At 73.0% G+C, this 26,711-nt stretch carries 26 protein-coding genes; 13 read left to right on the forward strand and 13 right to left on the reverse strand.

All coding sequences use genetic code 11. From position 1 onward, the window contains the following. Positions 1-18: 18 nt before the first annotated feature. Together ACLIN4_RS02805 and ACLIN4_RS02810 are read right to left on the reverse strand one after the other, a co-directional pair. Positions 19-534 carry a hypothetical protein gene (locus ACLIN4_RS02805; protein WP_179342315.1) on the reverse strand — a complete coding sequence of 172 codons (516 nt, stop codon included), beginning with the start codon at positions 532-534 and terminating at the stop codon, positions 19-21. A 227-nt stretch (positions 535-761) separates the two neighbouring features. Next, the gene (locus tag ACLIN4_RS02810; protein WP_043376270.1) at positions 762-1,085 is read right to left on the reverse strand and encodes a hypothetical protein; all 324 of its coding nucleotides are present in this window, start codon (positions 1,083-1,085) and stop codon (positions 762-764) included. A gap of 99 nt (positions 1,086-1,184) precedes the next feature. On the opposite strand from ACLIN4_RS02810, the gene ACLIN4_RS02815 reads away from it, so the two are divergent. Beyond that, a complete protein-coding gene (locus ACLIN4_RS02815; protein ID WP_411575461.1) occupies positions 1,185-2,054 on the forward strand; it encodes a fructosamine kinase family protein in 870 nt (289 codons plus the stop codon). 3 nt (positions 2,055-2,057) lie between these two features. Here the strand turns inward: ACLIN4_RS02815 and ACLIN4_RS02820 are convergent, their stop codons facing one another. Continuing rightward, complete coding sequence (locus ACLIN4_RS02820) at positions 2,058-3,716, reverse strand: catalase (protein WP_100047261.1); 1,659 nt, start codon at positions 3,714-3,716, stop codon at positions 2,058-2,060. Positions 3,717-4,055: 339 nt separating this feature from the next. On the opposite strand from ACLIN4_RS02820, the gene ACLIN4_RS02825 reads away from it, so the two are divergent. From ACLIN4_RS02825 to ACLIN4_RS02835, 3 genes are read left to right on the forward strand one after another with little or no spacing between them, the layout of a single operon-like run. Then, complete coding sequence (locus tag ACLIN4_RS02825; protein WP_179342314.1) at positions 4,056-4,721, forward strand: TetR/AcrR family transcriptional regulator; 666 nt, start codon at positions 4,056-4,058, stop codon at positions 4,719-4,721. Positions 4,722-4,731: 10 nt separating this feature from the next. Further along, positions 4,732-5,526 carry an SDR family NAD(P)-dependent oxidoreductase gene (locus ACLIN4_RS02830; RefSeq protein ID WP_381944981.1) on the forward strand — a complete coding sequence of 265 codons (795 nt, stop codon included), beginning with the start codon at positions 4,732-4,734 and terminating at the stop codon, positions 5,524-5,526. A 42-nt stretch (positions 5,527-5,568) separates the two neighbouring features. Next, positions 5,569-6,609 carry an NAD(P)-dependent alcohol dehydrogenase gene (locus tag ACLIN4_RS02835; RefSeq protein ID WP_411575462.1) on the forward strand — a complete coding sequence of 347 codons (1,041 nt, stop codon included), beginning with the start codon at positions 5,569-5,571 and terminating at the stop codon, positions 6,607-6,609. 124 nt (positions 6,610-6,733) lie between these two features. On the opposite strand, the gene ACLIN4_RS02840 is transcribed toward ACLIN4_RS02835, so the two are convergent. After that, positions 6,734-8,266: a helix-turn-helix domain-containing protein gene (locus ACLIN4_RS02840; protein ID WP_107476767.1), complete on the reverse strand. Its 1,533-nt coding sequence runs from the start codon at positions 8,264-8,266 to the stop codon at positions 6,734-6,736. Positions 8,267-8,434: 168 nt separating this feature from the next. On the opposite strand from ACLIN4_RS02840, the gene ACLIN4_RS02845 reads away from it, so the two are divergent. Then, a complete protein-coding gene (locus tag ACLIN4_RS02845) occupies positions 8,435-9,055 on the forward strand; it encodes an L-threonylcarbamoyladenylate synthase (protein WP_179342313.1) in 621 nt (206 codons plus the stop codon). Between the two features lie 121 nt (positions 9,056-9,176). Beyond that, entirely contained in the window at positions 9,177-9,932 is a 756-nt protein-coding gene (locus tag ACLIN4_RS02850) for a dienelactone hydrolase family protein (protein ID WP_107476741.1), read from the forward strand. Between the two features lie 138 nt (positions 9,933-10,070). Here ACLIN4_RS02850 and ACLIN4_RS02855 read toward each other — a convergent pair whose 3' ends face one another. Then, entirely contained in the window at positions 10,071-11,048 is a 978-nt protein-coding gene (locus tag ACLIN4_RS02855) for a TauD/TfdA dioxygenase family protein (RefSeq protein WP_107476740.1), read from the reverse strand. Between the two features lie 159 nt (positions 11,049-11,207). Here ACLIN4_RS02855 and ACLIN4_RS02860 point away from each other — a divergent pair, with 159 nt between their 5' ends. Then, on the forward strand, positions 11,208-12,038 hold the full coding sequence (locus tag ACLIN4_RS02860) for an aldo/keto reductase (protein WP_289907864.1): 831 nt from the start codon (positions 11,208-11,210) through the stop codon (positions 12,036-12,038). A 73-nt stretch (positions 12,039-12,111) separates the two neighbouring features. Here ACLIN4_RS02860 and ACLIN4_RS02865 read toward each other — a convergent pair whose 3' ends face one another. The 4 genes from ACLIN4_RS02865 to ACLIN4_RS02880 form a co-directional block, all read right to left on the reverse strand. After that, complete coding sequence (locus ACLIN4_RS02865) at positions 12,112-14,454, reverse strand: SpoIIE family protein phosphatase (protein ID WP_289907863.1); 2,343 nt, start codon at positions 14,452-14,454, stop codon at positions 12,112-12,114. 55 nt (positions 14,455-14,509) lie between these two features. Further along, the gene (locus ACLIN4_RS02870; protein WP_107476738.1) at positions 14,510-14,977 is read right to left on the reverse strand and encodes a peroxiredoxin; all 468 of its coding nucleotides are present in this window, start codon (positions 14,975-14,977) and stop codon (positions 14,510-14,512) included. Then, positions 14,974-15,354 carry a DoxX family protein gene (locus ACLIN4_RS02875; protein ID WP_107476737.1) on the reverse strand — a complete coding sequence of 127 codons (381 nt, stop codon included), beginning with the start codon at positions 15,352-15,354 and terminating at the stop codon, positions 14,974-14,976. The genes ACLIN4_RS02870 and ACLIN4_RS02875 overlap by 4 nt, the downstream gene beginning before the upstream one ends. A gap of 135 nt (positions 15,355-15,489) precedes the next feature. After that, positions 15,490-16,161 carry a TetR/AcrR family transcriptional regulator gene (locus ACLIN4_RS02880; protein WP_107476765.1) on the reverse strand — a complete coding sequence of 224 codons (672 nt, stop codon included), beginning with the start codon at positions 16,159-16,161 and terminating at the stop codon, positions 15,490-15,492. A 230-nt stretch (positions 16,162-16,391) separates the two neighbouring features. On the opposite strand from ACLIN4_RS02880, the gene ACLIN4_RS02885 reads away from it, so the two are divergent. The 4 genes from ACLIN4_RS02885 to hemC all read left to right on the forward strand — a co-directional run bounded on the left by ACLIN4_RS02885 (position 16,392) and on the right by hemC (position 20,851). Beyond that, positions 16,392-17,846: an MFS transporter gene (locus ACLIN4_RS02885; RefSeq protein WP_290012144.1), complete on the forward strand. Its 1,455-nt coding sequence runs from the start codon at positions 16,392-16,394 to the stop codon at positions 17,844-17,846. Between the two features lie 98 nt (positions 17,847-17,944). After that, entirely contained in the window at positions 17,945-18,925 is a 981-nt protein-coding gene (gene ligD / locus ACLIN4_RS02890) for a non-homologous end-joining DNA ligase (RefSeq protein WP_411575463.1), read from the forward strand. 136 nt (positions 18,926-19,061) lie between these two features. Next, entirely contained in the window at positions 19,062-19,841 is a 780-nt protein-coding gene (locus ACLIN4_RS02895; protein ID WP_107476734.1) for an NPP1 family protein, read from the forward strand. 74 nt (positions 19,842-19,915) lie between these two features. Further along, entirely contained in the window at positions 19,916-20,851 is a 936-nt protein-coding gene (gene hemC / locus ACLIN4_RS02900; protein WP_411575464.1) for a hydroxymethylbilane synthase, read from the forward strand. A 17-nt stretch (positions 20,852-20,868) separates the two neighbouring features. Here hemC and ACLIN4_RS02905 read toward each other — a convergent pair whose 3' ends face one another. Further along, positions 20,869-21,393 (reverse strand): hypothetical protein, encoded by a 525-nt coding sequence (locus ACLIN4_RS02905; RefSeq protein WP_100047247.1) that lies wholly within the window; start codon positions 21,391-21,393, stop codon positions 20,869-20,871. 301 nt (positions 21,394-21,694) lie between these two features. On the opposite strand from ACLIN4_RS02905, the gene ACLIN4_RS02910 reads away from it, so the two are divergent. Beyond that, positions 21,695-22,486 carry a SigB/SigF/SigG family RNA polymerase sigma factor gene (locus tag ACLIN4_RS02910; RefSeq protein ID WP_107476764.1) on the forward strand — a complete coding sequence of 264 codons (792 nt, stop codon included), beginning with the start codon at positions 21,695-21,697 and terminating at the stop codon, positions 22,484-22,486. A 3-nt stretch (positions 22,487-22,489) separates the two neighbouring features. Here the strand turns inward: ACLIN4_RS02910 and ACLIN4_RS02915 are convergent, their stop codons facing one another. Continuing rightward, positions 22,490-22,813 (reverse strand): ANTAR domain-containing protein, encoded by a 324-nt coding sequence (locus ACLIN4_RS02915; protein ID WP_179342312.1) that lies wholly within the window; start codon positions 22,811-22,813, stop codon positions 22,490-22,492. Between the two features lie 227 nt (positions 22,814-23,040). Here ACLIN4_RS02915 and ACLIN4_RS02920 point away from each other — a divergent pair, with 227 nt between their 5' ends. Continuing rightward, positions 23,041-23,844, forward strand: coding sequence for a VOC family protein (locus tag ACLIN4_RS02920; RefSeq protein WP_179350409.1), 804 nt, complete (start codon positions 23,041-23,043; stop codon positions 23,842-23,844). A gap of 13 nt (positions 23,845-23,857) precedes the next feature. Here the strand turns inward: ACLIN4_RS02920 and glgX are convergent, their stop codons facing one another. Continuing rightward, positions 23,858-26,005, reverse strand: coding sequence for a glycogen debranching protein GlgX (gene glgX, locus ACLIN4_RS02925; protein WP_289907860.1), 2,148 nt, complete (start codon positions 26,003-26,005; stop codon positions 23,858-23,860). Further along, a complete protein-coding gene (locus tag ACLIN4_RS02930) occupies positions 26,002-26,517 on the reverse strand; it encodes a hypothetical protein (protein ID WP_043376230.1) in 516 nt (171 codons plus the stop codon). The genes glgX and ACLIN4_RS02930 overlap by 4 nt, the downstream gene beginning before the upstream one ends. Positions 26,518-26,711: the final 194 nt, after the last annotated feature.

The following is a 26,711-nucleotide window of genomic DNA, read 5'->3' on the forward strand; positions in this document are numbered from 1 at the left end:
ACCGCGCCCCGCCTCCCGTCAGGCGACGAGTGCCTGCCCCGGGTCCAGCCGTGCGACGAGTGCGGCGTGGTGCAGTTCGGCCACGGGCGCGACCAGGTCGGGGTGGCGCAGCAGCGCCGCCGCCCGCCGGTCGCGGTCGTCGGGAGCGAGCAGGCGGCGGAACTCGACGGGCGTACCGCCCTCGGCCAGCGCGGCCACCGCGCGGGCGGCGAGTTCCGGGTCGGTCAGCAGGCAGGCGGCCCAGCTCACGACGACCTCGTCCACCCAGCTCCGCCAGGCCTCCTCCTCGACGTCCACGCTCCCCGCGCCGTCCGCGCCGGTGATCCAGTCGAGGCGGGCGGAACCCCCCGGACCGGACACGCCCATCAGGCCGACGTCCATCGCGGTCGGGTAGCGGAGCCGGGCGGCCACCGTCACCGCCTGCCGTGCCTGCGCCTCGGAGAGGGCACAGGCCAGCGCCCCACCCGACGCCGGGTAGGCGCGGGTGAGCCACTGGGCGGTCGCCGCGATGACGGGGGAGAGATCTGCGTGCACTGCCGGATCGTCCGAACTGCTCGTCGAGGGAGGACAGGGGATCGGCGAGAACCGTAGCCCGCGGCCCACCGCACGGAACATGGCCCGGCTCTCGTCCACGGCGTGGCCTCGGCCACATCGACCCGGCCCGAAACCCGGGACCCCGTGCCGCCGAGCCGAGCACGCTCAGGACCGGAGCACGGGTGTTCCCGTCTCCTCCCTCGACCGCGCCTCGTCGACGGTGCCGCTCACCAGGCCACGCTGGGGATCGCGGGACGGCGTACCGCTTCGGCGGCGTCCCGCAGATGCAGGGCGACGGTGATCAGGGCGCGCAGGGCCGACGGGCGCAGGCTCTGCGCGCTCTCGGCCGCCAGCACCAGCAGACAGCCCGCTGCCTGCTCGACGACCGGGACCGAGAAGGCGAAATCGTCGCCGTCGGCCCCGCGGAAGGCGCGCCAGGGCGTCGCGGCCCCGTCGATGGCCTTGTGGACCGCCTGCTCGAGGTGGTGGGCGGCCTGTTCGCACACGGGGGCGGGCAGGGTGATGGTGCGATGGAACGCTGAACTGGTCATAATCCCACTGCTCCCCCGTGCCCGGGGCCTTCGATCGGCGTACCGGGCGATTTTCACCGGGTCGGCCGCAGTGGGCGCCGTGTGGCTAGTCTGTCGGCCGTGTATCGCACCGCCTCGCCCTCGGCCGCCGCGGCCCGGTTCACCGGCCGTTCGGTGACCGGTGAACGCCCGTTGTCCGGTTCGCTCACCGAGGTCGCCCTCGACGACGGGCGCACGGTGATGGTCAAGCGCGGTGACGGTGCGGGGGCGGCGCGGGCCGAGGCCGCGGGGCTGCGCTGGCTGGCCGGCTCCGGCACGGTCCGGATCCCGGTGGTGCACGGTGACGACGAGCACTGGCTGGTCACCGACCGTGTGGCGCGGGGCCGGGCGAGTGCGGGGGCGGCGGCCCGTTTCGGCCGGGACCTGGCCGCCCTGCACGCCGCGGGGGCGCCGGCGTTCGGCGCGGCGCCGCCCGGCGGGCCCGAGGACGCGTACATCGGTCTCGCGCCGATGCGCAACGTCCCCGGGGACGACTGGCCGCGCTGGTACGCCGAGCACCGCGTGCTGCCGTATCTGCGGGGCGCGGTGGACTCGGGCACCGTCCGGTCGGCCGAGGCGGCGGACGTCGAGCGGGTCTGCGAGCTGCTGCCCGTACTGGCGGGGCCGGCCGAGCCGCCCGCCAGGCTGCACGGTGACCTGTGGAACGGGAACGTGCTGTGGGGTGCCGACGGGCAGGTGCACCTGATCGACCCGGCGGCGCACGGCGGGCACCGGGAGACCGACCTGGCGATGCTGCGCCTCTTCGGCTGCCCGCACCTGGAGCCGGTCCTGGCGGCCTACGAGGAGGAGGCGCCGCTCGCCGACGGCTGGACCGACCGAGTGGGCGTGCACCAGCTCTTCCCGCTGCTGGTGCACGCCGTGCTGTTCGGACGCGGTTACGCCGAGCAGGCCCTCACGGCGGCCCGGGCGGTACTGCGGCGTGCGGGGTGAGGGTCACCGCGTGACGACGTGCCGCTCGTTCGGGACGCAGTGGGTCATCGTCAGGCCCTCGACGTCGCGCGGCGGATTCTTGCCGAGGTTGGCCAGGCGTTCGCGGTCCTCGTCGGTGAGGTCCTGGCTCGCCAGCGGTTCCAGGTGCTTCACGTCCTGCGGGCTGATGCCGATGCCCTCGCCGACCCGCAGACCGAGGTCGTTCTCGACCAGCAGGAAGTGCCACACCATGCGCTCCTGCACCGGCCGGTCGCACTGGGAGAGCAGGTTGACGAAGTTCGCCACCAGGTCGTCGCGCTCCCACTCCTCCATCAGCAGGTAGCGCTGCCCGGCCTGCATGTAGTCGTTGGTGCGCGGGATGCGCTTGCGGGTGAGCCGCCCCTGGATCTCGGGCCCCTGCTCGTCGTGCGTGGGGTACTCGGCCTCGCGCAGGCCGCCGGTGATGGACGGCTCGTAGTTGACGATCGGGTTCTCGCCGCCGCCGTCCTGGTGGTAGGCCATCAGTCCGTCGCGCTGGTTGGTGCGCACATCGGCGTTCTTGGCCTGGTTGACGGGCAGCTGGAGGTAGTTCGGGCCGACCCGGTAGCGCTGGGTGTCGCTGTACGAGAAGGTGCGGCCGACCAGCATCTTGTCGTCGGAGAAGTCGAGACCGTCGACGAGGACGCCGGTGCCGAAGGAGATCTGCTCGTTCTCGGCGAAGTAGTTGTCCGGCATCCGGTCGAGCACCATCCGGCCGACGGGCTTCGCCGGGAACTCCTGCTCCGGCCAGGTCTTGGTGTCGTCGAGCGGGTCGAAGTCCAGCTCCGGGTGGTCGTGGTCGTCCATCATCTGGACGAGCAGTTCCCACTCGGGGTAGTCGCCGCGCGTGACGGCGTCGTAGAGGTCCTTGGTGGCGTGGCCGAGGTCGTGGGCCTGGACGTTGGCCGCGTCCTCCTCGGTCATGCTGCGGACGCCCTGCTTGGGCATCCAGTGGTACTTGACGAGTTTGGTCTCCCCCGCCGCGTTGACCCACTTGTAGGTGTTGACGCCGAAGCCCTGCTGGTGGCGGTAGTCCGCCGGGATGCCGCGCGGGCTGAACAGGTTGATCAGCATGTGCATGGACTCCGGCGTCTGAGACATGAAGTCGAAGATGCGCCGGGGCTGCTGCGTGAAGGTCACGGGGTCCGGCTTGAGGGCGTGGATGACGTCCGGGAACTTGATCGCGTCGCGGATGAAGAAGACGGCGAGGTTGTTGCCGACGAGGTCCCAGTTGCCGTCCTCCGTGTAGAACTTCACCGCGAAGCCCCGGGGGTCGCGGGCCGTCTCGGCGGAGTCGCGTCCGCCGATGACGGTGGAGAACCGCACGGCGAGGTCGGTGCGCTTGCCCCGCTCCTGGAACAGCTTGGCCCGGGTGTAGCGGTCGATGGGCTCGTCGCCCCAGGCCCCGTACGCCTCGAAGTAGCCGTAGGCGGTCACACCGCGGGCGTGCACGACCCGCTCGGGGATGCGCTCGCGGTCGAAGTGGCTGATCTTCTCCAGGAACTGGTAGTTCTCCAGCGTGGCGGGGCCGCGCGCGCCGACCGTGCGCTGGTTCTGGTTGTCGTAGACGGGGTGCCCCTGTCGGTTGGTGAGCACCTTGCGGTCGTCGCCGGGGGCGGGTCCCTGGCTCGATACGTCCGTCATGTTCGTGGGCTCCTTCGACTCGTGGCCGCCCTCGGACGCGGCCCTGAGCTGCGAGGCGGCCGTGGGCCGCGCACATGGGCGCTCCGGGTACCCCACCACGAAGCGTCCGACACATGCCGTTTTGCACATCTTTTCGCGGCAGCCCACATGACAGGCCCGGCCGGAGGCGGGGCGCGTCAGCCGCCGTTCGGACGGGCGCGCAGCAGCCCCTTGTCCGGCTCGGCGCCCTTGCGGCCGTCCGCCCGCGCCTTGCGGAACACTTCCGCACCCGGCCCGCCAAGTCATGTCCCATTGGGTCACATGTCTCACTGGGACATTTTCGGGTGTACGCTCGGAGGCATGACGGCAACGAAGCCCTCCCCCGCCTCCGGCGACCGGCGGCAGCGCAAGGCGCTGCGGACCCGCGACGCGCTCGCCACCGCCGCCTGCGACCTGATCCTGGAGCGCGGATCGGCCGCGACCACGGTGGAGGCCATCGCCGAGCGCGCCGACGTCACGCGCCGCACGTTCAGCCGGCACTTCGCCGGCAAGGAGGACGCCGCACTCGACTTCGTCCGCCGGGACGGCGACCGCATCAACGCGTTGCTGCGGTCCCGGCCCGCCGACGAGCCGCCCCTGCTCGCCTACCGCAGGGCGGTGCGCGACTGGCTGACCGACCCGGGCGACCCGGCCTGGCACGTCCGTCCCAGGATGCGCCGACTGCTGGCCCTGGCCGACAGCGAGCCCGACCTGTTCGCCGCCTACCAGCGGATCCGGGTCGACGCCCAGGAGGAGTCGATCCGCATCGTCGCCGACCGGCTCGGCACCGACGACGCCCGGGACGTGCGCCCGGCAGCCGTCGTCGACGCCGCCGCCGGAGTCCTGATCGCCGCCATGCGCCTGTGGGCGCGCGGCGACGAGCGGGACTCGGGAGCCGCAGACCTCGCCGCCCTCGTGGAGCGGGCCTACGACGCCCTGACTACGGAGGCCGCGGCCGCGACCCCCGACAGCACCACCGAAGAGTGAGAACCACACCATGAGCACCACCAGCACCTCCGGCACCACCCCCACCACCGACGCGGCCGAGTTCGCCGGCCGCACCGCCCTCGTCACCGGCGCGGCCTCCGGAATCGGCCTGGCCACCGCCCGCCGTCTCGGCGCCGGCGGCGCGAACGTCGTCGTCGCCGACTACAACGCCGAGGGCGCCGAGAAGGCCGCGGCCGAGCTGGCGGCGGCGGGCATCCGCGCGGCGGCCGTCGAGCTGGACGTGACCCGCCCGGAGTCCGTCGAGGCCGCCGTGCAGTTCGCCGCCGACACCTTCGGCGGCCTGGACCTCGCCGTGAACAACGCCGGGATCGGCGGCCCGAGCGCCCCGACCGGCGAGTACGACGTGGACGCGTACAACCGCGTCGTACGCACCAACCTCGACGGCGTCTTCTACTCGATGCGCTACGAACTGCCCGCCATGGAGGCGGCCGGCAACGGCGGCGCCATCGTCAACGTCGCCTCCATCCTCGGCTCGGTCGGCTTCGCCGGCTCCCCCGCCTACGTCGCCGCCAAGCACGGCGTGGTCGGGCTGACCAAGGCCGCCGCCGCCGAATACGCCGCCAAGGGCATCCGGGTCAACGCGGTCGGCCCCGGCTTCATCGACACCCCGCTGCTGAAGACCATGGACGAGGCCGCCTACAACGGCCTGGTCGCCCTGCACCCGGCCGGCCGGCTCGGACGCTCCGAGGAGGTGGCCGAGCTGATCGCCTTCCTGCTGTCGGACCGGGCCTCGTTCGTCGCCGGCAGCTACCACCTGGTCGACGGCGCCTACACCGCCGTCTGAGGTCAGTCACCCACCCCGGGGGGAGAACGAAGGAGTTCGACCATGAAGGCACTTCAGTACCGCACCATCGGGGCCCCGCCCGAGGTGGTCGCGGTCCCCGAACCCGAGCCCGGCCCCGGCCAGGTGCTGCTGAAGGTCACCGCCGCCGGCGTCTGCCACTCCGACATCGCGGTGATGGGCTGGCCCGCGGAGGGCTTCCCGTACGAACTGCCGCTGACCCTCGGCCACGAGGGTGTCGGCACGGTGGCCGCGCTCGGCGACGGGGTGACCGGACTGAACGAGGGCGACGCGGTCGCCGTGTACGGCCCCTGGGGCTGCGGCACCTGCGCCAAGTGCGCCGAGGGCAAGGAGAACTACTGCCTGCGCGCCGATGAGCTCGGCATCCACCCGCCGGGGCTCGGGCGCCCCGGGTCCATGGCCGAGTACCTGCTCGTCGACGACCCCCGGCACCTGGTCCCGCTGGACGGGCTGGACCCCGTCGCGGCGGTGCCGCTGACCGACGCCGGGCTGACGCCGTACCACGCCGTCAAGCGGTCGCTGCCCAAGCTGGTCCCCGGGTCGACCGCAGTGGTCATCGGCGCCGGCGGCCTCGGTCACGTCGCCATCCAGCTGCTGCGCGCGCTGACCTCCGCCCGGGTCGTCGCCCTCGACGTCAGCGAGGACAAGCTGCGCCTCGCCCGCGAGGTGGGCGCCCACGAGGCGGTGCTGTCGGACGAGAAGGCGGCGGACGCGGTGCGTGAACTCACCGGCGGTCTCGGCGCCGAGGCCGTGTTCGACTTCGTCGGCGCGGCTCCGACCGTCAGGACCGCGGGCGCCGTCGCGGCCGTCGAGGGCGATGTCACCCTGGTCGGGATCGGCGGCGGATCGATCCCCGTCGGGTTCGGCCTGCTGCCCTTCGAGGTGTCCGTCAGCGCCCCCTACTGGGGCAGCCGCGGCGAGCTGATCGAGGTGCTGGACCTGGCCCGGTCGGGAGCCGTGTCCGTGCACACCGAGACGTACTCCCTGGACGACGCGCCGCTCGCGTACGAGCGGCTCCACGAGGGCAAGGTCAACGGCCGCGCGGTGATCCTGCCGCACGGCTGACCGTCGGAGGCCGCGGGGCGCGACCGGTCCCCCGTTCCGGTCGGCCCCCCGCGGCCAGTTGAACCTACGTGGACGGCTCCGCCGTTGTGAATCGCGCCGATGCCCGCTGCCGGACCATCCGGACTCACCCGTGCACAGGTGAGTCCGGATGATCCGTTTTCGTCCCGTGCAGTGCGGGCTGGTCGAGGTCCCCCGCCACCAAGTGGGCGAGCACGACCTCGTACAGGTCGCTGCCGGCGGCGAGCAGCTGGCGTTCGAGGACGGGCTCGGCGCTGCGGACGTGCTCGCGCACCGTCTGTGCGTGCACGCCGAGCGTCTGGGCGGCCCGCTCGGCGTTGCCGCCGACGGCGATCCAGGTGCGCAGCGTGCGCCGCAGGTTCCGGGCGTCCGGCTCCAGGCGGCCCAGCAGGTCCCCGGCCCAGGCACGCAGCGCGGGTCCGGCGAGCAGATCGGTGAGCCGGGCGGTTCCGACGCGTCCGGCGTCGCCGTCGGCACGGGCCTGGTCGGCGGCGGCCTGGGCGTTCACGGCGAGGTGGACGGTGGCGCGCACGGTCAGGTCGGTGAAGTCGGTGCGCAGCAGCGCCTCGACCCGGTCCATCCGGGCGCGGACTGTGTTGCGGCTGACGCCGAGGATCTTCGCGGTGTTGACGGCGGTGAACTCCAGGCCGAGCCGGGTGGTGGCGAGCAGTTCGGCACGGGTGTGGTGCGGCAGCGCGTCCAGGGGTCGCAGGAGGTGGGCGGTCCAGCCGTACAGGGCCGCCGGGTCCATCAGGCGTTCCGGGCGGGTGCGCTCGGCGTACACGGCCGCCTTCTGGGGGCGGAAGCGGGCCACGGCCAGGGCGCTCACGGCCTGGCCGTACGCCGTGGCGGTGCGGGCGAGGCTCTGCCGCGCGCTGCCGCCGAGGAAGACGCCGGGGAGGCGGCCGACGAGCGAGCGCAGCTCCTGCCCGGCCGCGTCGCGGGGCGTCAGGACGATCACGTGACCGTCCATCGCCGGGCAGCGCACGACCAGTGCCCGGTCCCCCGTGACCGACAGGCATTCATCGGCGAGGCGGTCGCGCTCCTCCGGGTCGCTCTCCACGACGTACACGCACGCCACGTCGGTGTCGAGGAGACCCGGCCACAGTCCGGCGGCCACGCGGCGGGCGGAGACGGTGTCCTCCACCATCAGCAGCTGGAGGATCGCCAGGCGCAGGTCGGCGGTGGCGCGCCGCAGCCGGTGGCCGGCGGCGGTCGACTCGTGGCCGGCCAGCAGCAGTTCCAGGACCTGGGCGGTGTGCGTGACGATGTCGGAGGTCCGGCGGTCGAAGGGCGCGTCGCGGGTCACCGCGAGGACGGCGGGCGAGGCCGGATGGACCCGGTCCACCCGCACGAGCCTCAGGTGGCGGCCCCGGTCCTCCAGGGCGGCGGTGGCGATCCGGCCCGAGGTGATGTCGGCCGCCAGTGACGCGTCCGGGCAGGCACGGGTGCCGGCCAGCAGACGGCCGGTGCCGTCCTGCAACGACACGGTCGCGTGCGCGGCCGAGGCCAGCCAGGTCACCACCCTGTGCACGTCGCGTCCGGCCGGCCGCAGGTGATCGAGCAGCTCCGCCGCCCAGTCGGCGTGCGCACCGGCTCCCGCCGTCCGCTGCCGCGTCCCGTCCTCTCGGCCCGCCACGTCGGCCTTCTCCTCGTCCTCGCCTCGACCCCGGCCCAAGTGCGGACGGTACCGCATGGCCCCGCGCGCACGGTGCCCCGGCCGGATCGGGCCGTCGCCAGGGGCTCGCGCCGTTGCCGTCGACCGGGCCTGCCGGTCGGTGCGCGCCGGCGGGCATAAGCTCGGTGAATGGCGAAGTACTTCGACGTGCACCCCGACAACCCCCAGCCGCGCAGCATCGCCCAGGTCGCCGACAGCGTCCGTTCCGGCGCGCTGATCGCGTACCCCACGGACTCCTGCTACGCGCTCGGCTGCCGGCTGGGCAGCCGTGACGGCACGGACCGCATCCGGTCGATCCGGCAACTGGACAACCGGCACCACTTCACGTTGGTCTGCCAGGACTTCGCGCAGCTCGGCCAGTTCGTGCAGATCGACAACGACGTGTTCCGGGCGATCAAGGCGTCCACGCCCGGCAGCTACACGTTCATCCTGCCCGCGACGCGGGAGGTGCCGCGCATGCTCCAGCACCCCAAGAAGAAGACCGTGGGCGTGCGCATCCCCGACCACGTCGTCGCCCAGGCCCTGCTCGCGGAACTCGGCGAGCCGCTGCTGTCCAGCACGCTGCTGCTGCCCGGTGAGGACGAGCCGATGACGCAGGGCTGGGAGATCAAGGACCGGCTCGACCACGTGCTGGACGCGGTGATCGACTCGGGCGACTGCGGCACCGAGCCGACCACGGTCGTCGACTTCTCCGGCGGTGAGGCGGAGATCGTGCGGCGGGGCGCGGGCGACACGGACCGGTTCGAGTAGCGGGCCGCCCGCCGTGCGGGGGGCTGGGCGTCCCCCCGGGTCCGGCGTGCCAAGATGGCCATGATCCGCCGGTGCGGCCGGCGGGTCGCCCGCGAGCATCCGAACGAGAGGCAGGCCCGCCGTGACCGCCGTACAGGGAACCGCCGTCGACATCCGCACCGAGGACGGCACCGCCGACGCCTACGTGACGCACCCCGCCGACGGTGGACCGCGTCCCGCGGTGCTGCTCTACATGGACGCCTTCGGGCTGCGCCCGCAGCTGCGGAAGATGGCCGACCGGCTGGCCGGCGCCGGGTACACCGTCCTGGTGCCGAACGTCTTCTACCGGAACGGGCGGGCGCCGATCGTGGAGCTGCCCGAGTTCATCGACCCGGCGGCGCGGCCGGAGCTGTTCCGGCTCCTCGGACCGGCCTTCGAGGCGCTCACGCCCGACCGGGCGACGCGGGACGCGGACGCCTACCTGCGGTGGCTGGAGCGGTGTCCGGCGGCGGCCGACGGCCCGGTCGCGCTGACGGGGTACTGCATGGGTGCGGGTCTCGCCCTGCGCACGGCCGGCGCCCACCCGGACCGGGTCGCCGCGGCGGCCGGCTTCCACGGCGCCAACCTGGCCACCGAGGCGCCGGACAGTCCGCACCTGATGGCCGGCCGGATCACCGCCGAGGTGTACTTCGGCCACGCGGACCAGGACCGGGGCATGCCCGCCGAGCAGCAGGAGCGCCTGACCGCGGCCCTGCGCGAGGCCGGCGTCCGGCACCGCTGCGAGGTGTACGAGGGAGCCCACCACGGATACACGCAGGCCGACACCGCGGCGTACGACCCGGCGGCGACCGAGCGGCACTGGGAGGCGCTGCTCGACCTGCTGAAGCGCACGTTCTGACCCGCTTCCCCGCGTACCGCCCTCCGGCCGCGCCGCCGCGCCGCCACCGGCGACCGGGGCAGGAGGTCGGCCCGCGGGTCGAGGACGGGGTGGCCGTCCCGCTCGCCCATCGGGTGACCGTCCCGCTCGGCCGACGGTTCACCAGCGTCCCGGCTCGCTGCCGACGATCGCCTCGGAGGGGGTGCCGTCGACCCCGGCCGGTACGTCACCCGCGAGCATGACGCGGTGCATGGTCCGGGGGTGGTCGAGGTGGGCGTTGTCGCTGGGGGCCAGGTGGATGGTGGCCCGGTTGTCCCAGAAGGCGACGCTGCCCGGCTCCCAGCGGAAGCGGACGGTGTACTCGGGCCGGGTCGCCTGCTCCAGCAGCAGCTCCAGGACCGCCGCGCTCTCGGGGCGGGTCAGGCCGGCGATCTGCTCGACGTAGTAGCCGTTGACGAACAGCACCCGCTCCCCCGTCTCCGGGTGGACGCGGACCAGCGGGTGCACGGTAGCCGTCTGGTGGTCCAGCAGGTGCCGGACGTAGGCGTCGTCGCCCGGCCGGGGCTGGTAGCCGACGCCGAGGCGGTGTTCGGCGCGCAGTCCGTCGACGAACGCGCGCATCGGGGCGGACAGTCCGGCGTAGGCGGCGGCGAGGTTCGACCAGGTGGTGTCGCCGCCGTACGGCGGGACGGTCTCGGCGCGCAGGATCGTGAAGGCCGGCGGGTCGACGCGGGCGCCGTGGTCGCAGTGCCAGCCGCGCAGCAGGGTGTGCCGGCGGCGCCGCAGCCACTCCTCGTGGTCCATCCCGAACCGCCCGCCCAGCTCCAGTCGGTCGGCGGTCGTCTCGATCTCCGGGTGGCCGGCCGGCGAGGCCTTGCCGCGCCGGGGCAGCACGACCGGCTCGCCGAAGTGCCGCGCGAACGCGACGTGTCCGGCGTGATCGAGGCGCTGACCGCGGAAGAACACCACCTTCCAGCGCAGCACCGCCGCCCGGATCGCCGCGACCCGCGCCGCGTCGAGGCCGGCTGCCAGGTCGACGCCGTGGATCTCGGCGCCGATGTGCCCGGCCGCCGGCGCCACCTCGATCCCGGCCGCGTCCGCCGCCGTACGTGCCGCCGTTTCCCTGTCCGTCGTCATGCGCGCTCCCGTGGTCGGTCGGTCGTCCGTTTCGGCTCCGGGACTGATCGTGGCAGACGGACGGGCCGCGCCCGCCCCGTCCGGTTGATCACCACCGCCCGGCTGGGCGAGGCTGGACGGGCAGCACACCGCCGCGCACATTCGAGGGAAGGTCCCACGGTGATCAGCATCCCGACGCACACGCTCAACGACGGCACCGCGCTCCCCGCTCTGGGGCTCGGCACCTGGCCGATGACGGACGACGAGGCCCGGCGGGCGGTCCGCGAGTCCCTGGAGACGGGCTACCGCCTGATCGACACGGCGGCCAACTACCGTAACGAGACCGGCGTCGGCCGCGGCGTGGCCGACAGCGGCGTCCCGCGCGAGGAGATCGTGGTGACGACCAAGCTGCCCGGCCGGCACCACGGTTACGAGGAGACGCTCGCCTCCTTCGAGCAGTCCCGCGCGCGGCTCGGCCTGGAGTACGTCGACCTGTACCTGATCCACTGGCCGCTGCCCCGGGTCGACAAGTACGCCGACTCCTGGAAGGCCATGGTGAAGTTGCGCGACGACGGGCTCGTGCGCTCGATCGGCGTCTCCAACTTCACGGCCGGGCACATCGAACGGCTGGAGAAGGAGACCGGCGTCCTGCCCTCCGTCAACCAGATCGAACTGCACCCGCTCTTCCCGCAGGAGGAGTTGCGCGCCTTCCACGAGCGCAAGGGCATCCGCACCGAGAGCTGGAGTCCCCTGGGCCGCGGCAGCGACCTGCTGGACGATCCCGCCGTGGCGGCGGTCGCCGACGCGCACGGCGTGACGCCCGCCCAGGCGGTCCTGCGCTGGCACACGCAGCTCGGCGCGGTGCCGATCCCCAAGTCCGCCGACCCCGCCCGGCAGCGGGCGAACCTGGACGTCTTCGGTTTCGAGCTGGACGACGCGCAGATGCGCGCGATCGCGGACCGCGCACACCGACGGATCGGCGGCGACCCGGAGGCGCACGAGGAGTTCTGACCGGATACCCGGTTCCGTCGGCGCCGGTCACCCCGGGAAGAAGCGGCAGGTGGGCATTCTGCGGGGCGGCGGGTCACCCGGTGGGCAGCGACTGTTCGGCCCAGATCGTCTTGCCGGTGGTGGTCTGCCGGCTCCCCCAGCGCTCGGTGAGCTGGGCGACCAGGAGCAGGCCCCGGCCGCCCTCGTCGTAGGCGTGGGCCCTGCGCAGGTGCGGTGAGGTGGAGCTGCCGTCGGAGACCTCGCAGATGAGGGCGCCGTCGCGGATGAGGCGGAGCTGGATGGGCGGATCGCCGTACCGGATGGCATTGGTGACGAGTTCGCTGACGACGAGCTCCATGACGAACGCCGCCTCGTCCAGTCCCCACGCCGTCAGCGCCTCGGTGGCGGACCGCCGCACGGCGGCGACGTGCGCCGGGTCCGGGAGGATGTCCCAGGTGCGGATCTGGTCCGCGCCCAGCGCACGGGTGCGGGCCAGCAGCAGCGCCACGTCGTCGCTGGGCTCCTCCGGCAGGACGGCCTTGAGCACGCTGTCGCACAGGGCCTCCAGCGAGGCGGCCGGCGCGGTCAGCGCGTGGCGCAGTTCCCCGGTGGCGTGGTCGACGTCGCGGTCGCGGTCCTCGATCAGGCCGTCGGTGTAGAGGGCGACGACGGAGCCCTCGGGCAGTTCCAGCTCGGTCGCCTCGAAGGGCAGCCCGCCGACGCCGAGCGGGGGTCCGGCGGTCATCGGGAACATGCGGGTGGTGCCGTCGGGCAGGACGACGGCCGGTGCGGGGTGGCCCGCGCCGGCCGCGGTGAGGCGGCGGGTGACCGGGTCGTAGACGGCGTAGAGGCAGGTGGCGCCCAGTTCCGCGACCTCGTTCCCGGTGTCGCCGGCCACGAGGTGGGTGACGAGGTCGTCGAGGTGGGTGAGGAGCTCGTCGGGCGGCAGGTCGACGTCGGCCAGGGTGCGGACGGCGGTGCAGAGGCGGCCCATGGTCGCCGTGGACGGGATGCCGTGACCGACGACGTCGCCGACGACGAGGGCGACCCGGCTGCCGGACAGCGGGATCACGTCGAACCAGTCGCCGCCGATGCCGGCCGCGGAGGCGGAGGGCAGGTAGCGGTGGGCAACCTCGACCGCCGCCGGTCCGGGCAGGCCCCTGGGCAGCAGGCTGTGCTGGAGGGCCAGCGCGGTGGCACGCTCGCGGGCGAAGCGGCGGGCGTTGTCGATGCAGACGGCCGCCCGGCTGGCGAGTTCCTGGGCGAGGACGATGTCGTCGTCGACGTACGGTTCCTGGGGTGCGACGCGAACGGCCACCGCGACTCCCAGGGTGGTGCCGCGGGCCATCAGCGGCACGGCCAGGGCGGAGCGGACGCGTTCCCGATAGGGGCGGTTGTGCGGGGCCTGCTCGTTGCGGACCCGCATCCACCGGTCGAAGTCCGGATCCCCCGGTCCGGACAGCACCGGCCGCCCCTGGGCCAGCGACCGGGCGGGTGCCGAGTACGGCGGGTAGACATCGGTCTCGCCCAGGTGCACGGAGGGCCGGGGGCTCCCCTCGTCGGCGGCGTCGTGGGCGACGCGGCGCAGGGCGATGCCCGCGGTCGGCGCCGCGATCGGTTCTTCCGTGCCGAGGACCCATTCGAGCAGGTCGACGCTGGCGAAATCGGCGAAGCGCGGGACGAGGAAGGCGATGAGCTCCTCGGCGGTGCGCACGACGTCCAGGGTGGTGCCGATACCGGCGGCGGCCTCGTTCAGCAGGGCCAGCCGCTGGCTCGCCCGGCGCTGGGCGGTGGTCTCGAATCCCGCCACGGCCACGGCGGTCACCTGGTCCGACGCGTCGCGGACCGGCCACATCTCGACGGTCCAGGCATGTTCGCCGAGCCGGGAGGAAGCTGGGGTGTATGTCTCGTACCGCAGGGATCGACCGGTTTCGGTGACCTCCCGCAGGTGCCGCATGAAGCCCGCCCCGTCGGCGTCGATCTCCTCCATGACGTCCGACAGCCGCCGTCCGATCACATTCTCCTGCGGCAGTCCCAGCATGCGGCGCGCCGTGTCGTTGACCCTCAGGTAGCGCTGCCGGGTGTCGTGCACGGACATCGACAAGGACGCCTGCTGGAAGGTCTCCCCGGTCAGCAGGAGCGTCCCGTCGTCGGGCGGGCCCGCGGTCACCGCGTACCCCTGCGGGGTGCCGGCCGCCCCGAGCAGTGGCAGGGCGCGCACGGGCGCGGACACGGTCGAGCCGTCGCGGTGCCGGAGCAGCAGGGTGGCGGACAGTTCGGACACCGCCTCGGGCGGCACGTCCCGGGCGAGCAGTTCTCGCGCGTCCCGCCCCACGACGTCTTCGGCGCAGTGGCCGGTCAGCCGCCGGGCGCCCTCGCTCCACCCCGTCACCGTGCCGCGGATGTCAAGGGTCGCCACGGCGGAGGCTTGCTCCATAGCGTCCAGGATTGACCCGTTGCGGCGGGGTTTCAACCGCAACGGGCACGAATGCCTACGCTCGGTGGGCGCGCAGTGCCGCGAGGGCGCGGTCGGCGTGCGTGTTCATCCGCAGCTCGCTGCGGACGACCTCCAGCAGGGTCCGGTCCTGGGCGATGACGAAGGTGACCCGTTTGGTGGGGGCCAGGCTGAAGCCCCGTTTCACCCCGAACAGCTCGCGGACGGCGCCGTCGGTGTCGGACAGCAGCGGCATGCCGAGGGTGTGGCGCCCGGCGAACTCCCGCTGCCGCTCGACGGGGTCGCCGCTGACGCCGACGGGACGGGCACCGGCCGCGGCGAACTCGGCGGCGAGGTCGCGGAAATGGCAGGCCTCCGCCGTGCAGCCGGGGGTCAGGGCGGCGGGGTAGAAGAACAGCACGACCGGGCCGTCGGCGAGCAGCTCGGACAGGCGGCGCGGGGTGCCGGTCTCGTCCGGCAACATGAAGTCGTCGACCGTGTCACCGACGGCCGGCGTCCGGCTCACGACCGGCCCTCGCTGCCCTTGGCGACGCCGCGGGCCCACAGGACGAGCGGCACCTGCACCGGCAGGCGTGCGTAGGCGGCGGCCTTCTGGGGCGCGGGGCGGTGCCGCCAGTCCACGGCCATCTTGACGTTGGCGGGGAACACCCCGACGAAGAAGGCCGCCGTGGTCAGCGCGGCGGCCCTGCGGGTGCGGGGCACGGCGATGCCCGCGGCCAGCGCCAGTTCGGCGACGCCACTGGCGTACGTCCAGGCGCGGGCCGTGCCGGGCAGGCCTCGCGGGACGATCGCGTCGAAGGTGCGGGGGCGCGCGAAGTGGGCGGCGCCCGCGGTGGCCAGCAGGCCGGCGAGCAGCAGGGGTGAGCGTCGGGAACGGGGCACGGTTCCTCCTCCAGGGGGCTGCCGCGCGATATTACTCGACGGTAGGCACTGGGGTGCGTCCGACCGGGGTACGGCCGCGGGCGAGGGCGCACCGGTCCGTGGGCGTACGGCGAATCCCTGGCGGCTCCCGCGCGCTCACCGCGCGCCCGTCACGCCCCGCCCCCGGGGCGTGACGGGCGCCAGCCACATGCCCACGATCGCGTCGACGAGCCCGTCGGCGGCGTCCTGCCAACTGGCGCGGGGGGTGGGCCGCCCCTCGGCGAGGGCGCGCTCCCGCTCGGCCGCCACGTGGACGATGAGGTGGCGGGCCATGTCCCCCCGCTCGGCCCGGACCTCGCCCGGCAGCGCGGGCATGCAGCGGTCCCGGCCCTTGACGATCTCGCGCAGCGAGGACGAGGCGCGGGACTCCGCGGTCATGATCTCCCGCAGCGCCGGGTCGGTCATGACCTGGGCGCAGAACCTCGCGTACCAGGTGGGGCTGCCCAGCGCCGCCAGGTGGTCGAACTGCGGTCGCACCAGGCAGTCCACCCAGTCCCGCAGTTCCGCCGAGTCGCCGAGGGCGGCGAGCTGCCGGGCCCGCAGGGCCTCGACCCGTTCCGAGTGCCGCTGGGCGATGGCCCGGACGAGGTCGGACTTGGTCCCGAAGTGATAACCGACGGCGGCGTTGTTGCCCTGTCCCGCGGCCTCGCTGACCTGACGGTTGGAGACCGCGTACACCCCGTGCTCGGCGAACAACCGCTCGGCGGTGGTCAGGATCAGCTGCCGGGTCGCGCTGACCTGTTCCGTCCGTACCGTCCTGCCCGCCATGATCACCACCGCCGGGACTCTCTCCTCACGGCCCACGACGGCCAGTCCCTCGAGTCGTCGCAGGTCCGCCGCCGTGCGGCGGGCTCTCCAGGCAGCGTACGGGGCAGCGGATCCGGGGCGCCGCAGGGGCCCCGACGAGCATGCCCGCTCCTCTGCCCCTTAGAGTAATTCAAGCGACTGACTTAAGTACTCGCCCCTCGACTTCGCACCGACCCTGGAAAGGCTGCTCCATGCCCGCTTCCCCCACCGCGCTGCGGCCCAACGCCGTGGTGGCGGTACTGGCCCTGGCCGGGATCGTCGTCTCACTGATGCAGACCCTGGTCATCCCGATCGTGCCCGAGCTGCCCGAGCTCCTGGACGCGCCGGCCTCGGACGCCGCCTGGGCGGTGACCGCCACGCTGCTCGCCGCGGCGGTGGCCACTCCGGTCGTCGGCCGGCTCGGCGACATGGTCGGCAAGCGGCGGATGCTGCTGCTCAGCCTGGTGCTGCTGATAGCCGGTTCGGCGGTCTGCGGACTGAGCGACACCCTGGTGCCGATGGTCGTCGGCCGTGCCCTGCAGGGCCTGTCCGCCGCGGTGATCCCGCTCGGCATCAGCATCATGCGCGACGAGCTGCCCGCCGAGCGGCTGGCCGGCGCCACGGCCCTGATGAGCGCCTCGCTCGGGGTCGGCGGCGCGCTGGGCCTGCCCGCCGCCGCACTGATCGCGGACAACCTCGACTGGCACATGCTGTTCTGGCTCTCCGGCGCGCTCGGCGCCGTCGCCCTGGTGCTGGTGCTGGCGCTCGTGCCCGAGTCGGCGGTGCGCACCGGCGGCCGCTTCGACGTGCCCGGCGGCGTCGGCATGGCGGCCGGCCTGGTGTGCCTGCTGCTGGCGATCTCCAAGGGCGCCGACTGGGGCTGGACCGGCGGCACCACCCTCGGCCTGTTCGCGGCGGCCGTGGTGATCCTGCTGGTGTGGGGCTGGTGGGAGCTGCGCACCCCGCAGCCGCTGGTGGACCTGCGCACCACCGCCCGCCGTCAGGTGCTGTTCACCAACCTGGCGTCGATCGCCATCGGCTTCTCGATGTTCGCGATGTCCCTGGTCCTCCCGCAGCTCCTGCAGTTGCCCGAGGCGACCGGTTACGGCCTCGGCCGTTCCCTGCTGACCGCGGGCCTGGTCATGGCACCGTCCGGCCTGGTGATGATGGCGTTCGCCCCGGTCTCCGCCAAGGTCTCCAAGGCCAAGGGCCCGAAGGTGACCCTGATGATCGGCGCGCTGATCGTCGCGGCGGGCTACGGCCTGAACATCGTGCTGATGGCCGAGGTGTGGCAGCTGGTGCTGGCCTCCTGTGTCATCAGCGCGGGCATCGGCTTCACCTACGGCGCGATGCCCGCCCTGATCATGGGTGCGGTGCCGGCGAGCGAGACGGCCGCCGCGAACAGCCTCAACACCCTCATGCGGTCCATCGGCACGTCCCTCGCCAGCGCGCTCGCGGGCGTGGTCCTTGCCCAGATGACCATCAGCCTCGGCGGCTTCGCCCTGCCGTCCGAGAACGCCTTCAAGGTGGTCATGGGCATCGGGGCGGGCGCGGCCCTCCTCGCCTTCGTGATCGCCTCCTTCATCCCGCGGCACCGTCCCGCCGCCGGCACGGCGCACCCGGCACCCACCGGTGACGTCGGGGCTCGGGCCGCCTCCGTCCACTGACGGCGACGGCGCCGGCCCGCTCCGCGGGACCGGCGCCGTTCAGGCGAACCTGCCGGGCAACCCGCGTGAGGGCGTGCGGGCGCGTCGAAGACTGACCCGTGGAGCTGCCGCTGATCCCTCCGATGCTCGCCACCTCCGGCACCCTGCCGCCCGCCGCGCAGGACGCGCGCTGGGCCTACGAGACCAAGCAGGACGGCCAGCGGGTGATCGTCTACCTGCCGGGCGACGGAAGCGTGCTGCTGCGGGCCCGTTCCGGACAGGACATCACGGCCGCCTATCCGGAACTGGCGCCGCTCGCCACCGCGCTCGGCCCCACTCCGGCCGTACTGGACGGGGAAGTACTGGCCCTGGACGAACAGGGCCGCGCCGACTTCCAGTTGCTGCAGTCCCGCATGGGCCTGGCGCACACCCCGGGCCGGGCCGCGCACCGGGCGGCGAAGGCCCCCGTCCATCTGGTGCTCTTCGACGTCCTGCACCTGGCGGGCGAGCCCCTGCTCCGGCTCCCCTACACCCGCCGCCGCGAACGGCTCACGGACCTCGGCCTGGGCGGTCCGTCCTGGTCGACCCCGGCCGCACTGGTCGGCCACGGAGAACAGGCCCTGCGGGCCACCCGGGAGCACGGTCTCGAGGGCCTGGTGTGCAAGCGGCTGGACTCGGTGTACGAACCGGGGGTCCGCTCCCGTGCCTGGATCAAGATCCGCAACATGCGCAGCGAGGACGTCGTGGTCGGCGGCTGGCTGCCCGGCAAGGGACGGCTCGGCGGACTCCCGGGCGCCGTCCTGGTCGGCCAGCGCGCCGCGGGCCGGCTCCGCTACGTCGGCGGGGTCGGCACCGGCTGGAGCTCGGCCGAGCGCACCGAACTGGCGGCGCTGCTGCGGTCCGCGGCGACGGACGTGTGCCCCTTCGACCCCGTGCCGCCGGTTCCGGGAGCGCGTTGGGTGGTGCCCCGGCTGGTCGGCGAGGTCCGCTACAGCACCCGAACCCGCCAGGGCATGCTGCGCCAGCCGTCCTGGCTGAGGCTCCGCCCGGATCTGGCTCCCGAGGAGTCGGCCGCCGACCTTCCGGACGACCTGACGTGACGTGTGATCAAGTATTGGGCCGGTCTTCACCACAGGGACGCCTGTGCGCCCTTGGCACGGAAGTGGAATGACGGCACCCTGAACTCCCCTTCCCCCCACAGCCGTTGGGCTGCGCCCGGACTCAGAGGAGGACGCGATGCCGTCGCGTGCCACCACCCCCGCCCGCCGCAAGAGATGGCTCACCGCACCGCTCGGTGCCCTCGCCCTCGTCGTCGCCTTCCCCGCCACCGCCTTCGCCGCCCCGCCCCCGGGACTGCCCGGCAACGCCGACAGCCTGGAGCGGGCGTACCAGCCCGCCTACGACTACGACACCGACGGCTGCTACCCGACTCCGGCCATCGGTGCCGACGGTACGGTCAACGGCGGGCTCAACCCGACCGGCGCCCTCAACGGCAACTGCCGGGACGCGGCGGACCTGGACAACACCAACGGCTACGCACGCGCCAAGTGCGACAACGGCTGGTGCGCCTACATGTACGGCCTCTACTTCGAGAAGGACCAGGCGCTGCCCGGCAGCAGCCTCGGCGGTCACCGGCACGACTGGGAGCACGTCGTGGTGTGGGTGCGCGACGGCGTGGTCGAGTACGTCTCGACGTCCAACCACGGCTCGTTCAGCGTGCACGCGAGGTCGGCGGTCCGTTTCGACGGCACGCATCCGAAGATCGTCTACCACAAGGACGGCATCAGCACCCACTGCTTCCGCCTGGCCGGCGCCGGGGACGAGCCGCCGGAGAACCACAAGGGCGGGTGGCAGTATCCGACCCTGGTCGGCTGGAACGGCTATCCCGCCGGAGTGCGCGAGAAGCTGAGCTCCTACGATTTCGGCAGCGCCAACTTCGGCCTCAAGGACGGAAGTTTCGCCTCCCACCTGGCCGCCGCCAAGCCGGCCGGCATCCCCTTCGACCCGAACGCCTGAGACAACCGGAGAGAACAGGGCCGGTCGAGCGAACCGCGACCCCGGACCTCCCCCGCGCGCACTATCGTGTCCGCATGGCAGTCCCCGAACTGATCCGCATCGTCTCCCGTGACTCCCCCATGGCCCTGGCGCAGGTCGAGCGCGTCCGGGCCGAGTTGGCGGCCCTCCACCCCGGCGTGCGCACCGAGGTCGTACCGGTGAAGACCACCGGCGACAAGTGGCTCGGCGACCTGTCGCAGGTGGAGGGCAAGGGCGCGTTCACCAAGGAGGTCGACGCCGCGCTGCTGTCGGGCGAGGCCGACCTCGCGGTGCACTGCGTCAAGGACGTGCCCGCCGACCGCCCGCTGCCGGCCGACACGGTGTTCGCCGCCTTCCTCGAGCGGGACGACATCCGGGACGCCCTGGTCCACCCGGGCGGGCTCACCCTGGACGAGCTTCCGGCCGGGGCCCGCGTCGGTACCTCCTCGGTGCGCCGCGTCGCCCAGCTGGCCGCCACCCACCCGCACCTCACGTGCGTGCCGTTCCGCGGCAACGCCAACCGGCGGCTGGCCAAGCTCGCGGCCGGCGAGGCGGACGCCCTGCTGCTCGCGGTCTCGGGACTGGAGCGCATCGGCCGCCGCGACGTGATCAGCGAGGTCCTCTCCCCCGAGACGATGATGCCGCCGATCGGTGCGGGCATCCTCGCCCTGCAGTGCCGCGAGGGCGACAGCGACGTGATCGACGCGGTGAGCGGCCTCGGCCACCCGGAGACCCATCGGGAGGCGACGGCGGAGCGCATGTTCCTGCACGTCCTGCAGGGGCACTGCAACAGCCCGATCGCCGGGTTCGCCCGGGTGGACCGCAGCGGGGAACTCTCCCTGCGGGCCTGCGTCTTCACCCCGGACGGCAAGACCCGGCTGAACGCCCACGAGTGGGCCGGCCGGCTCGATCCGGCGACCCTGGGCACCTCGGTCGCCGTGGCGCTGCTGCGGCAGGGGGCCCGCGAGATCATCGACGGCATCGCGCACTGAGCGCCGCGCGCCGTGGGTCAGGCGGTGCCCTCCTCCGCCTGGTCCCGCAGGAAGGCGCTCACCTGGTGCGCCAGCCCGTCCTCGCGCACCGTACCGGGGAGGGCTCCGCACTCCCCGTCGGGCAGCCCCAGGCCGCCGGTCCACAGCCGGCGGTCGGCCCACTCCTCGTCCACCCGCAACTGCACCTGGACGTCCACCTGGCCGAGGCTCGCCTCGGGCCCGGCCGCGTAGAGCACGGCGGTGGCCCGGCGCAGCGGGTAGACGTCGAAGCCCTCGATGAACTGGGAGTTGCGCCAGTCGATGAAGGCACTCTCCCCGTCGGGGCCGATCCGTACGTCGATCTGACCGTCCTCCAGGTGGACGGTGACGTGCCCGGGTCCCCGGTTCTCCACGGTCACCCGGACACAGAAGTACGTCAGCCCCTCGGCGGCGTCGTCGCGCCCACGCGGCGGCTCGGCCGGCTCCAGACGGTGGACGCGGACCCGCAGCCCGGCGTGCCCGTCGTACTCCTGCCAGTCCCCGACCACGTTCGGCTCGTACACGGTGCCCCTCTCGACCTCTCGACGCTGCTTCCTATCTGTGCTCTCAGCGCACTGTCAAATGAGTGGAATGCGCTGTGGCCAGCGGCTTCACCCCTTTTGATCGGTGATCAAGCGTTGCCCAGCAACGATCCGCCGGGGCCGGTCCGGGGCGATCATCCGCGGCGTGCCGCACATCACGTCCGGCGGCTGCGGCGGCCCGGTCACCGGTCCGCCGCCGTTCGGGTGGCAGTCCGGGGCTTTCGCGCTCAGTATCCATATATATGAGGACTTGCCAGCACCCCTGCTGAGGGAGGTGCGCCTGATGCGTATCGCCGGCAGAACCAAGCCCCACCCCCACGACGACGCCCCCGACACGGCCGCGGCGTTCGACCGGCTCGCCGGGTTGCCCGAAGGCCCCGAGCGCCAGGCGCTGCGGGACGAACTGATCCGGGTCTGGCTGCCCATGTCCGAGCGGATCGCGGTCCGTTTCCGGGGCCGCGGCGAGAACCTGGAGGACCTCTACCAGGTGGCGGCCCTGGGACTGGTGAAGGCGGTCGACCACTACGATCCGCAGCGCGGCCACGCCTTCGAGGCGTACGCCGTGCCGACCGTGACCGGCGAGATCAAACGGCACTTCCGCGACCACATGTGGACCCTGCACGTGCCGCGCCGCATCCAGGACCTGCGCAACCGGGTCCGCAGATCCGCGAAGGAGCTGGCCCAGACCACACCGGGACGCGCGCCGACGGTCGAGGAGATCGCCGAGCACGCCCAGCTGACCACGGCCGAGGTGCGTACCGGGATGGAGGCCCTGGAGTGCTTCTCGGCGCTCTCCCTGGAGGCGGAGATGCCCGGCACCGACGGGTACGCCCTGGGGGACGCGCTCGGCGGCCCGGACCCGGCCTTCGACGCGGTGGTGGACCGGGTGGCCGTGCGACCGTGCCTGGAGGCGCTGCCCGAGCGCGAGCGCACCATCCTGTACCTGCGGTTCTTCGGCGGCATGACGCAGAGCCGCATCGCGCAGCAGCTCGGCATCTCCCAGATGCACGTCTCCCGGCTGCTCAGCGGCTGCTTCGACCGGATCCGTGAGGAGATCCTCACGGAGGCGCGCTGACCGTCAGCCGACCTGGGGCGGGGCCCCGGGGATCTGGGTCGGGCCGTGCCGGTCCAGGGCGTCCTCGAGCGCGGCCCGGATCTCCGCCGGCATCACTCCGGTGCGCCCCCAGATGAGTATCATTTCTGCCACATTGCGCAGTTTGATGTTCGTATGCTGGGAAACTTCCTTCAGTACGATCCACCCCTGGTCCGGGGTGACGCGGCCGAGGACGACGATCATCCCGATCGCCTGGTCGACGACGGCGTGCGAGACGACCGCCTCCTTCAGCTGCCTGACCTGTTCCTGCAGCTGGAAGATCTGGTCCGAGCCCCAGTCCGTGGGCATGGTCACCTCCGGATCCGGCGGGTCACCGCCGCCTGTGCCGCGCGGGACGGCTCCGACGCATCCATCGTGGTCACATGTGCCGCCCCGCGCCACTGGGCCGTCCGGGGCCGGACCACCACCGTTTCGGCGCCGCGCCGGGGGTACTCGGCAGGCGCCCGCCGCACTCCCGGCCGGACACTGGTGTGGAGCCGGTGGCTGCCGGTGGACGAGACCAGGACGCGACTGCCATGAAACACGACATGCCCATCCCCGCCGGCGGGGAGAGCCTCCTGTCCACGCACTCCGTGTACGGGGCCCCCTGCTGGGTGAGCCTGACCAGCCGTGATCTCAAGGCCACCGAGGAGTTCTACACCGCCGTGCTGGGCTGGCAGTGGCGGCCCGCCAAGCTGGGCGAGCCGTTCCGCATCGCGCTGGCCGACGGGGCGCCCGTCGCCGGGATCGCCGCGGTCGCCGCGATGTGGCAGATGGCGGTGGCGTGGACGCCGTACTTCGCCGTGCGCAGCGCGGACGAGGCGGTGTCGCGGGTGGCCGAGCGCGGCGGCACGGCCGCGGTCGGGCCGATCTCCCTGCCGCCCGGGCGGGCGGCCCTGCTGGCCGACCGGGACGGCGCGACCTTCGGCATCTGGGAGGGCGAGCTGTTCTCCGACTGGGAGACGTGGCGCGCCTCCCGGCCCGCCTTCATCCGGCTGCACACGCGGGACGCCTTCGACGCCGCCATCTTCTACGGCGAGATCTTCGACTGGGCGGGACCCGACGGCTGCTGCGAGGTCCAGTACGAGGGCGACGAGGTGGTTCTGCGCAGCCAGGGGGACGTGGTGGCGCGCATCGAGTCGGGCGCTCTGGAAGCGGCGCCCGACCCGGCCATCCGGCCGCACTGGCAGGTGCACTTCGCGGTCGAGGACGTCGCCGCCTGTGCCCGCACGGCCGAGCGGCACGGCGGCAGCGTGCTGTCGCTTGGCGGCGACGAGGCCGTGCTGCGGGACGCCGACGGCGCGCAGTTCACGGTGACCGCGCGCCGCTTCGGCGGCTGACCTCACGGGCTGCTCACCGGCCGCTGCGGGAGGGCCGGGAGAGCAGCACCAGGCTGCGCTGCTCGACGTGGACCCGGGTGCCCGCCTTGTGTTCCGCCTCGTCGGGGACGCCCTCCGGGTCTGCGGTGTCGATCAGGGTCGTCCAGCGCTCGCCGTAGGTGGCGTCGGGCAGCCTGAAGCGGCCCGACTCCCAGTGGCTGTTGAGCAGCAGCAGGAAGGAGTCGTCGGTCACGGGCCGACCCCGGGGGTCCGGTTCGGCGATGGCGTCGCCGTTGAGGAAGACGCCGACGGTGTGCGCGTCTCCGCGTCGCCAGTCGTCGTCGGTCATCTCCCGCGCGTCCGGACGCAGCCACACGAGGTCGGGCAGCGGCTGGTCCGCGTGGGTGACGGTCTCGCCGCGGAAGTAGCGGCGCCGGCGCAGCACGGGGTGGTCGGCGCGCAGCGCGATGAGGCGCCGGGTGAAGGCCAGCAGCGCGCGCTGCTCGTCGTTCAGCCGCCAGTCGATCCAGGAGATCTCGTTGTCCTGGCAGTAGGCGTTGTTGTTGCCGCGCTGGGTGCGGCCGAGTTCGTCGCCGTGGCAGAGCATCGGGATGCCCTGCGAGAGCAGGAGCGTGGCCAGGAAGTTGCGCTGCTGGCGGCCGCGCAGCTCCCGGACGGCCGGGTCCTTGGTCTCGCCCTCGACGCCGCAGTTCCACGACCGGTTGTGGCTCTCGCCGTCCCGGTTGCCCTCGCCGTTGGCCTCGTTGTGCTTGTCGTTGTACGAGACGAGGTCGCGCAGGGTGAACCCGTCGTGCGCGGTGACGAAGTTGACGCTGGCGCGGGGGCGGCGCCTGCTGTGCTGGTAGAGGTCGGAGGAGCCGGTCAGCCGGGAGGCGAACTCGCCGAGCGTGTGGTCCTCGCCCCGCCAGAAGTCCCGTACCGCGTCCCGGTACATGCCGTTCCACTCCGACCACAGCTGCGGGAAGTTGCCCACCTGGTAGCCGCCCTCGCCGACGTCCCAGGGCTCGGCGATCAGCTTGACGCGGCTGATCACGGGGTCCTGCTGGATGAGGTCGAAGAACGCGGAGAGCCGGTCCACCTCGTGGAACTGCCGGGCGAGTGTGGCCGCGAGGTCGAAGCGGAAGCCGTCGACGTGCATCTCGGTGACCCAGTACCGCAGCGAGTCCATGATCAGCTGGAGGACGTAGGGGTGCCGCATCAGGAGGCTGTTGCCGGTGCCGGTGGTGTCGTAGTAGTGCTGCCAGTCGCCGTCCACCAGGCGGTAGTAGGAGGCGTTGTCGATGCCGCGGAACGAGAGGGTGGGGCCCTTCTCGTTGCCCTCGGCGGTGTGGTTGTAGACCACGTCGAGGATCACTTCGAGGCCGGCCTCGTGCAGGGTCTTCACCATCGACTTGAACTCGGTGACCTGCTGGCCGCGGGTGCCCAGGGCGGCGTAGCCGTTGTGGGGCGCGAAGAAGCCGATGGTGTTGTAGCCCCAGTAGTTGGACAGGCCCCGGTCCTGGAGGTGGCCGTCGTGCACGAACTGGTGCACCGGCATCAGCTCCACGGCGGTCACGCCGAGGGACTTGAGGTGGTCCACGATCGCGGGGTGCGCGAGCCCCGCGTAGGTGCCGCGCAGTTCCTCGGGCACGTCGGGGTGGGTGCGGCTGAGGCCGCGCACGTGGGCCTCGTAGATCACGGTCTCCGAGTACGGGCGCCGGGGCGGGCGGTCGTCGCCCCAGTCGAAGAACGGGTCGGTGACCACGCCGAGCATGGTGTGCCCGGCGCTGTCGCCCGGGTCGGCCTTGCTCTGGGCCCGCTCGAAGAGGGAGGCGTGGTTGTCCACCTGGCCGTCCACCGCGCGGGTGTACGGGTCCAGGAGCAGCTTCTTGGGGTTGCACCGGTGGCCCACGGCCGGGGCCCACGGACCGTGGACCCGGTAGCCGTAGCGCTGCCCCGGGCCGACGCCGGGCAGGTAGCAGTGCCAGACGAAGCCGTCGACATCGGGCAGCGGGATCGTGCTGTGGGTGCCGTCGTCGTCGACGAGGACGAGGTCGACGCGTTCGGCGACCTCGCTGAACAGGGCGAAGTTGGTGCCCTGCCCGTCGTACACGGCCCCCAGGGGACAGGGGAGCCCGCTCCACACGGGCGCCCCCTTCCAGTTCGGCCGGGAGCGGGTCACCGGGCCTCCTCCAGAACGCCGTTCACGATGTCGGCGGGACGGCCCAGCCGGGCCATCGGCATGATCTCTCGCGGCACTTCCAGCCCCTCCTGGGTGATCGGTTCCGGCCCCTTCGCGACCAGCGGCACGCGCTCGCCGGCCCGGGCCCGCTGCGAGAACCAGATGACCTTGGCCCCCGTGTCGGCGGCGCAGCAGCCCCAGCCGTCGCTGGTCGCGGCGAGGTGCTGCAGGCAGGTGCGCAGGTCCTGGTCGGGACGGAGCGCGTGGTCGTTGCCCCCCACTGCCGTGATGAGGTGCTGGCGGTTCCACCACATCTCTATCGACGTGTGCTTGTCGCTCGCGTGCTCGTCGATCGCCCTGAGCAGCATCTCGGCGCCGGTGCACACGGGTTCGACGAGGTTCTCCAGGTCCCAGAACCGGAGGTGGGCGGCCAGGATGCGCCTGACCTGTCCGACCCGTTCCGGGCTCACTTCCACGTCGAGGTGGTAGTAGCAGGGCACTGCGGTCTTCATCGTCGTGGCTCCTCACCGCGAAGGCTCTCGCTCCTCCTCGTCCCGTGGGGGACGGGCTCCCCGATCACGAAGCGTGAGCATTGATCGCTTCTGAGTCACTCCAGAGTGGGAGCCGTAGTCCATTCGTGCAACACGAGAGAGCGGTTGAAGATCCAACAAGACGGCGAGTCACCGCGCGTGCACCATGTGTGAAG

Origin of the sequence: Streptomyces mutabilis, assembly GCF_046628145.1 — a bacterium.
GTDB lineage: Bacteria > Actinomycetota > Actinomycetes > Streptomycetales > Streptomycetaceae > Streptomyces > Streptomyces mutabilis.

What these genes read in the sequence shown, in the direction of transcription:
- ACLIN4_RS02810 (WP_043376270.1), bottom strand. Translation starts at nt 1,085, where the DNA reads ATGACCAGTTCAGCGTTCCATCGCACCATCACCCTGCCCGCCCCCGTG.
- ACLIN4_RS02820 (WP_100047261.1), bottom strand. Translation starts at nt 3,716, where the DNA reads ATGACGGACGTATCGAGCCAGGGACCCGCCCCCGGCGACGACCGCAAG.
- ACLIN4_RS02825 (WP_179342314.1), top strand. Translation starts at nt 4,056, where the DNA reads ATGACGGCAACGAAGCCCTCCCCCGCCTCCGGCGACCGGCGGCAGCGC.
- ACLIN4_RS02830 (WP_381944981.1), top strand. Translation starts at nt 4,732, where the DNA reads ATGAGCACCACCAGCACCTCCGGCACCACCCCCACCACCGACGCGGCC.
- ACLIN4_RS02835 (WP_411575462.1), top strand. Translation starts at nt 5,569, where the DNA reads ATGAAGGCACTTCAGTACCGCACCATCGGGGCCCCGCCCGAGGTGGTC.
- ACLIN4_RS02845 (WP_179342313.1), top strand. Translation starts at nt 8,435, where the DNA reads ATGGCGAAGTACTTCGACGTGCACCCCGACAACCCCCAGCCGCGCAGC.
- ACLIN4_RS02855 (WP_107476740.1), bottom strand. Translation starts at nt 11,048, where the DNA reads ATGACGACGGACAGGGAAACGGCGGCACGTACGGCGGCGGACGCGGCC.
- ACLIN4_RS02865 (WP_289907863.1), bottom strand. Translation starts at nt 14,454, where the DNA reads ATGGAGCAAGCCTCCGCCGTGGCGACCCTTGACATCCGCGGCACGGTG.
- ACLIN4_RS02880 (WP_107476765.1), bottom strand. Translation starts at nt 16,161, where the DNA reads ATGGCGGGCAGGACGGTACGGACGGAACAGGTCAGCGCGACCCGGCAG.
- ACLIN4_RS02885 (WP_290012144.1), top strand. Translation starts at nt 16,392, where the DNA reads ATGCCCGCTTCCCCCACCGCGCTGCGGCCCAACGCCGTGGTGGCGGTA.
- ACLIN4_RS02895 (WP_107476734.1), top strand. Translation starts at nt 19,062, where the DNA reads ATGCCGTCGCGTGCCACCACCCCCGCCCGCCGCAAGAGATGGCTCACC.
- hemC (WP_411575464.1), top strand. Translation starts at nt 19,916, where the DNA reads ATGGCAGTCCCCGAACTGATCCGCATCGTCTCCCGTGACTCCCCCATG.
- ACLIN4_RS02910 (WP_107476764.1), top strand. Translation starts at nt 21,695, where the DNA reads ATGCGTATCGCCGGCAGAACCAAGCCCCACCCCCACGACGACGCCCCC.
- ACLIN4_RS02915 (WP_179342312.1), bottom strand. Translation starts at nt 22,813, where the DNA reads ATGCCCACGGACTGGGGCTCGGACCAGATCTTCCAGCTGCAGGAACAG.
- ACLIN4_RS02920 (WP_179350409.1), top strand. Translation starts at nt 23,041, where the DNA reads ATGAAACACGACATGCCCATCCCCGCCGGCGGGGAGAGCCTCCTGTCC.
- ACLIN4_RS02930 (WP_043376230.1), bottom strand. Translation starts at nt 26,517, where the DNA reads ATGAAGACCGCAGTGCCCTGCTACTACCACCTCGACGTGGAAGTGAGC.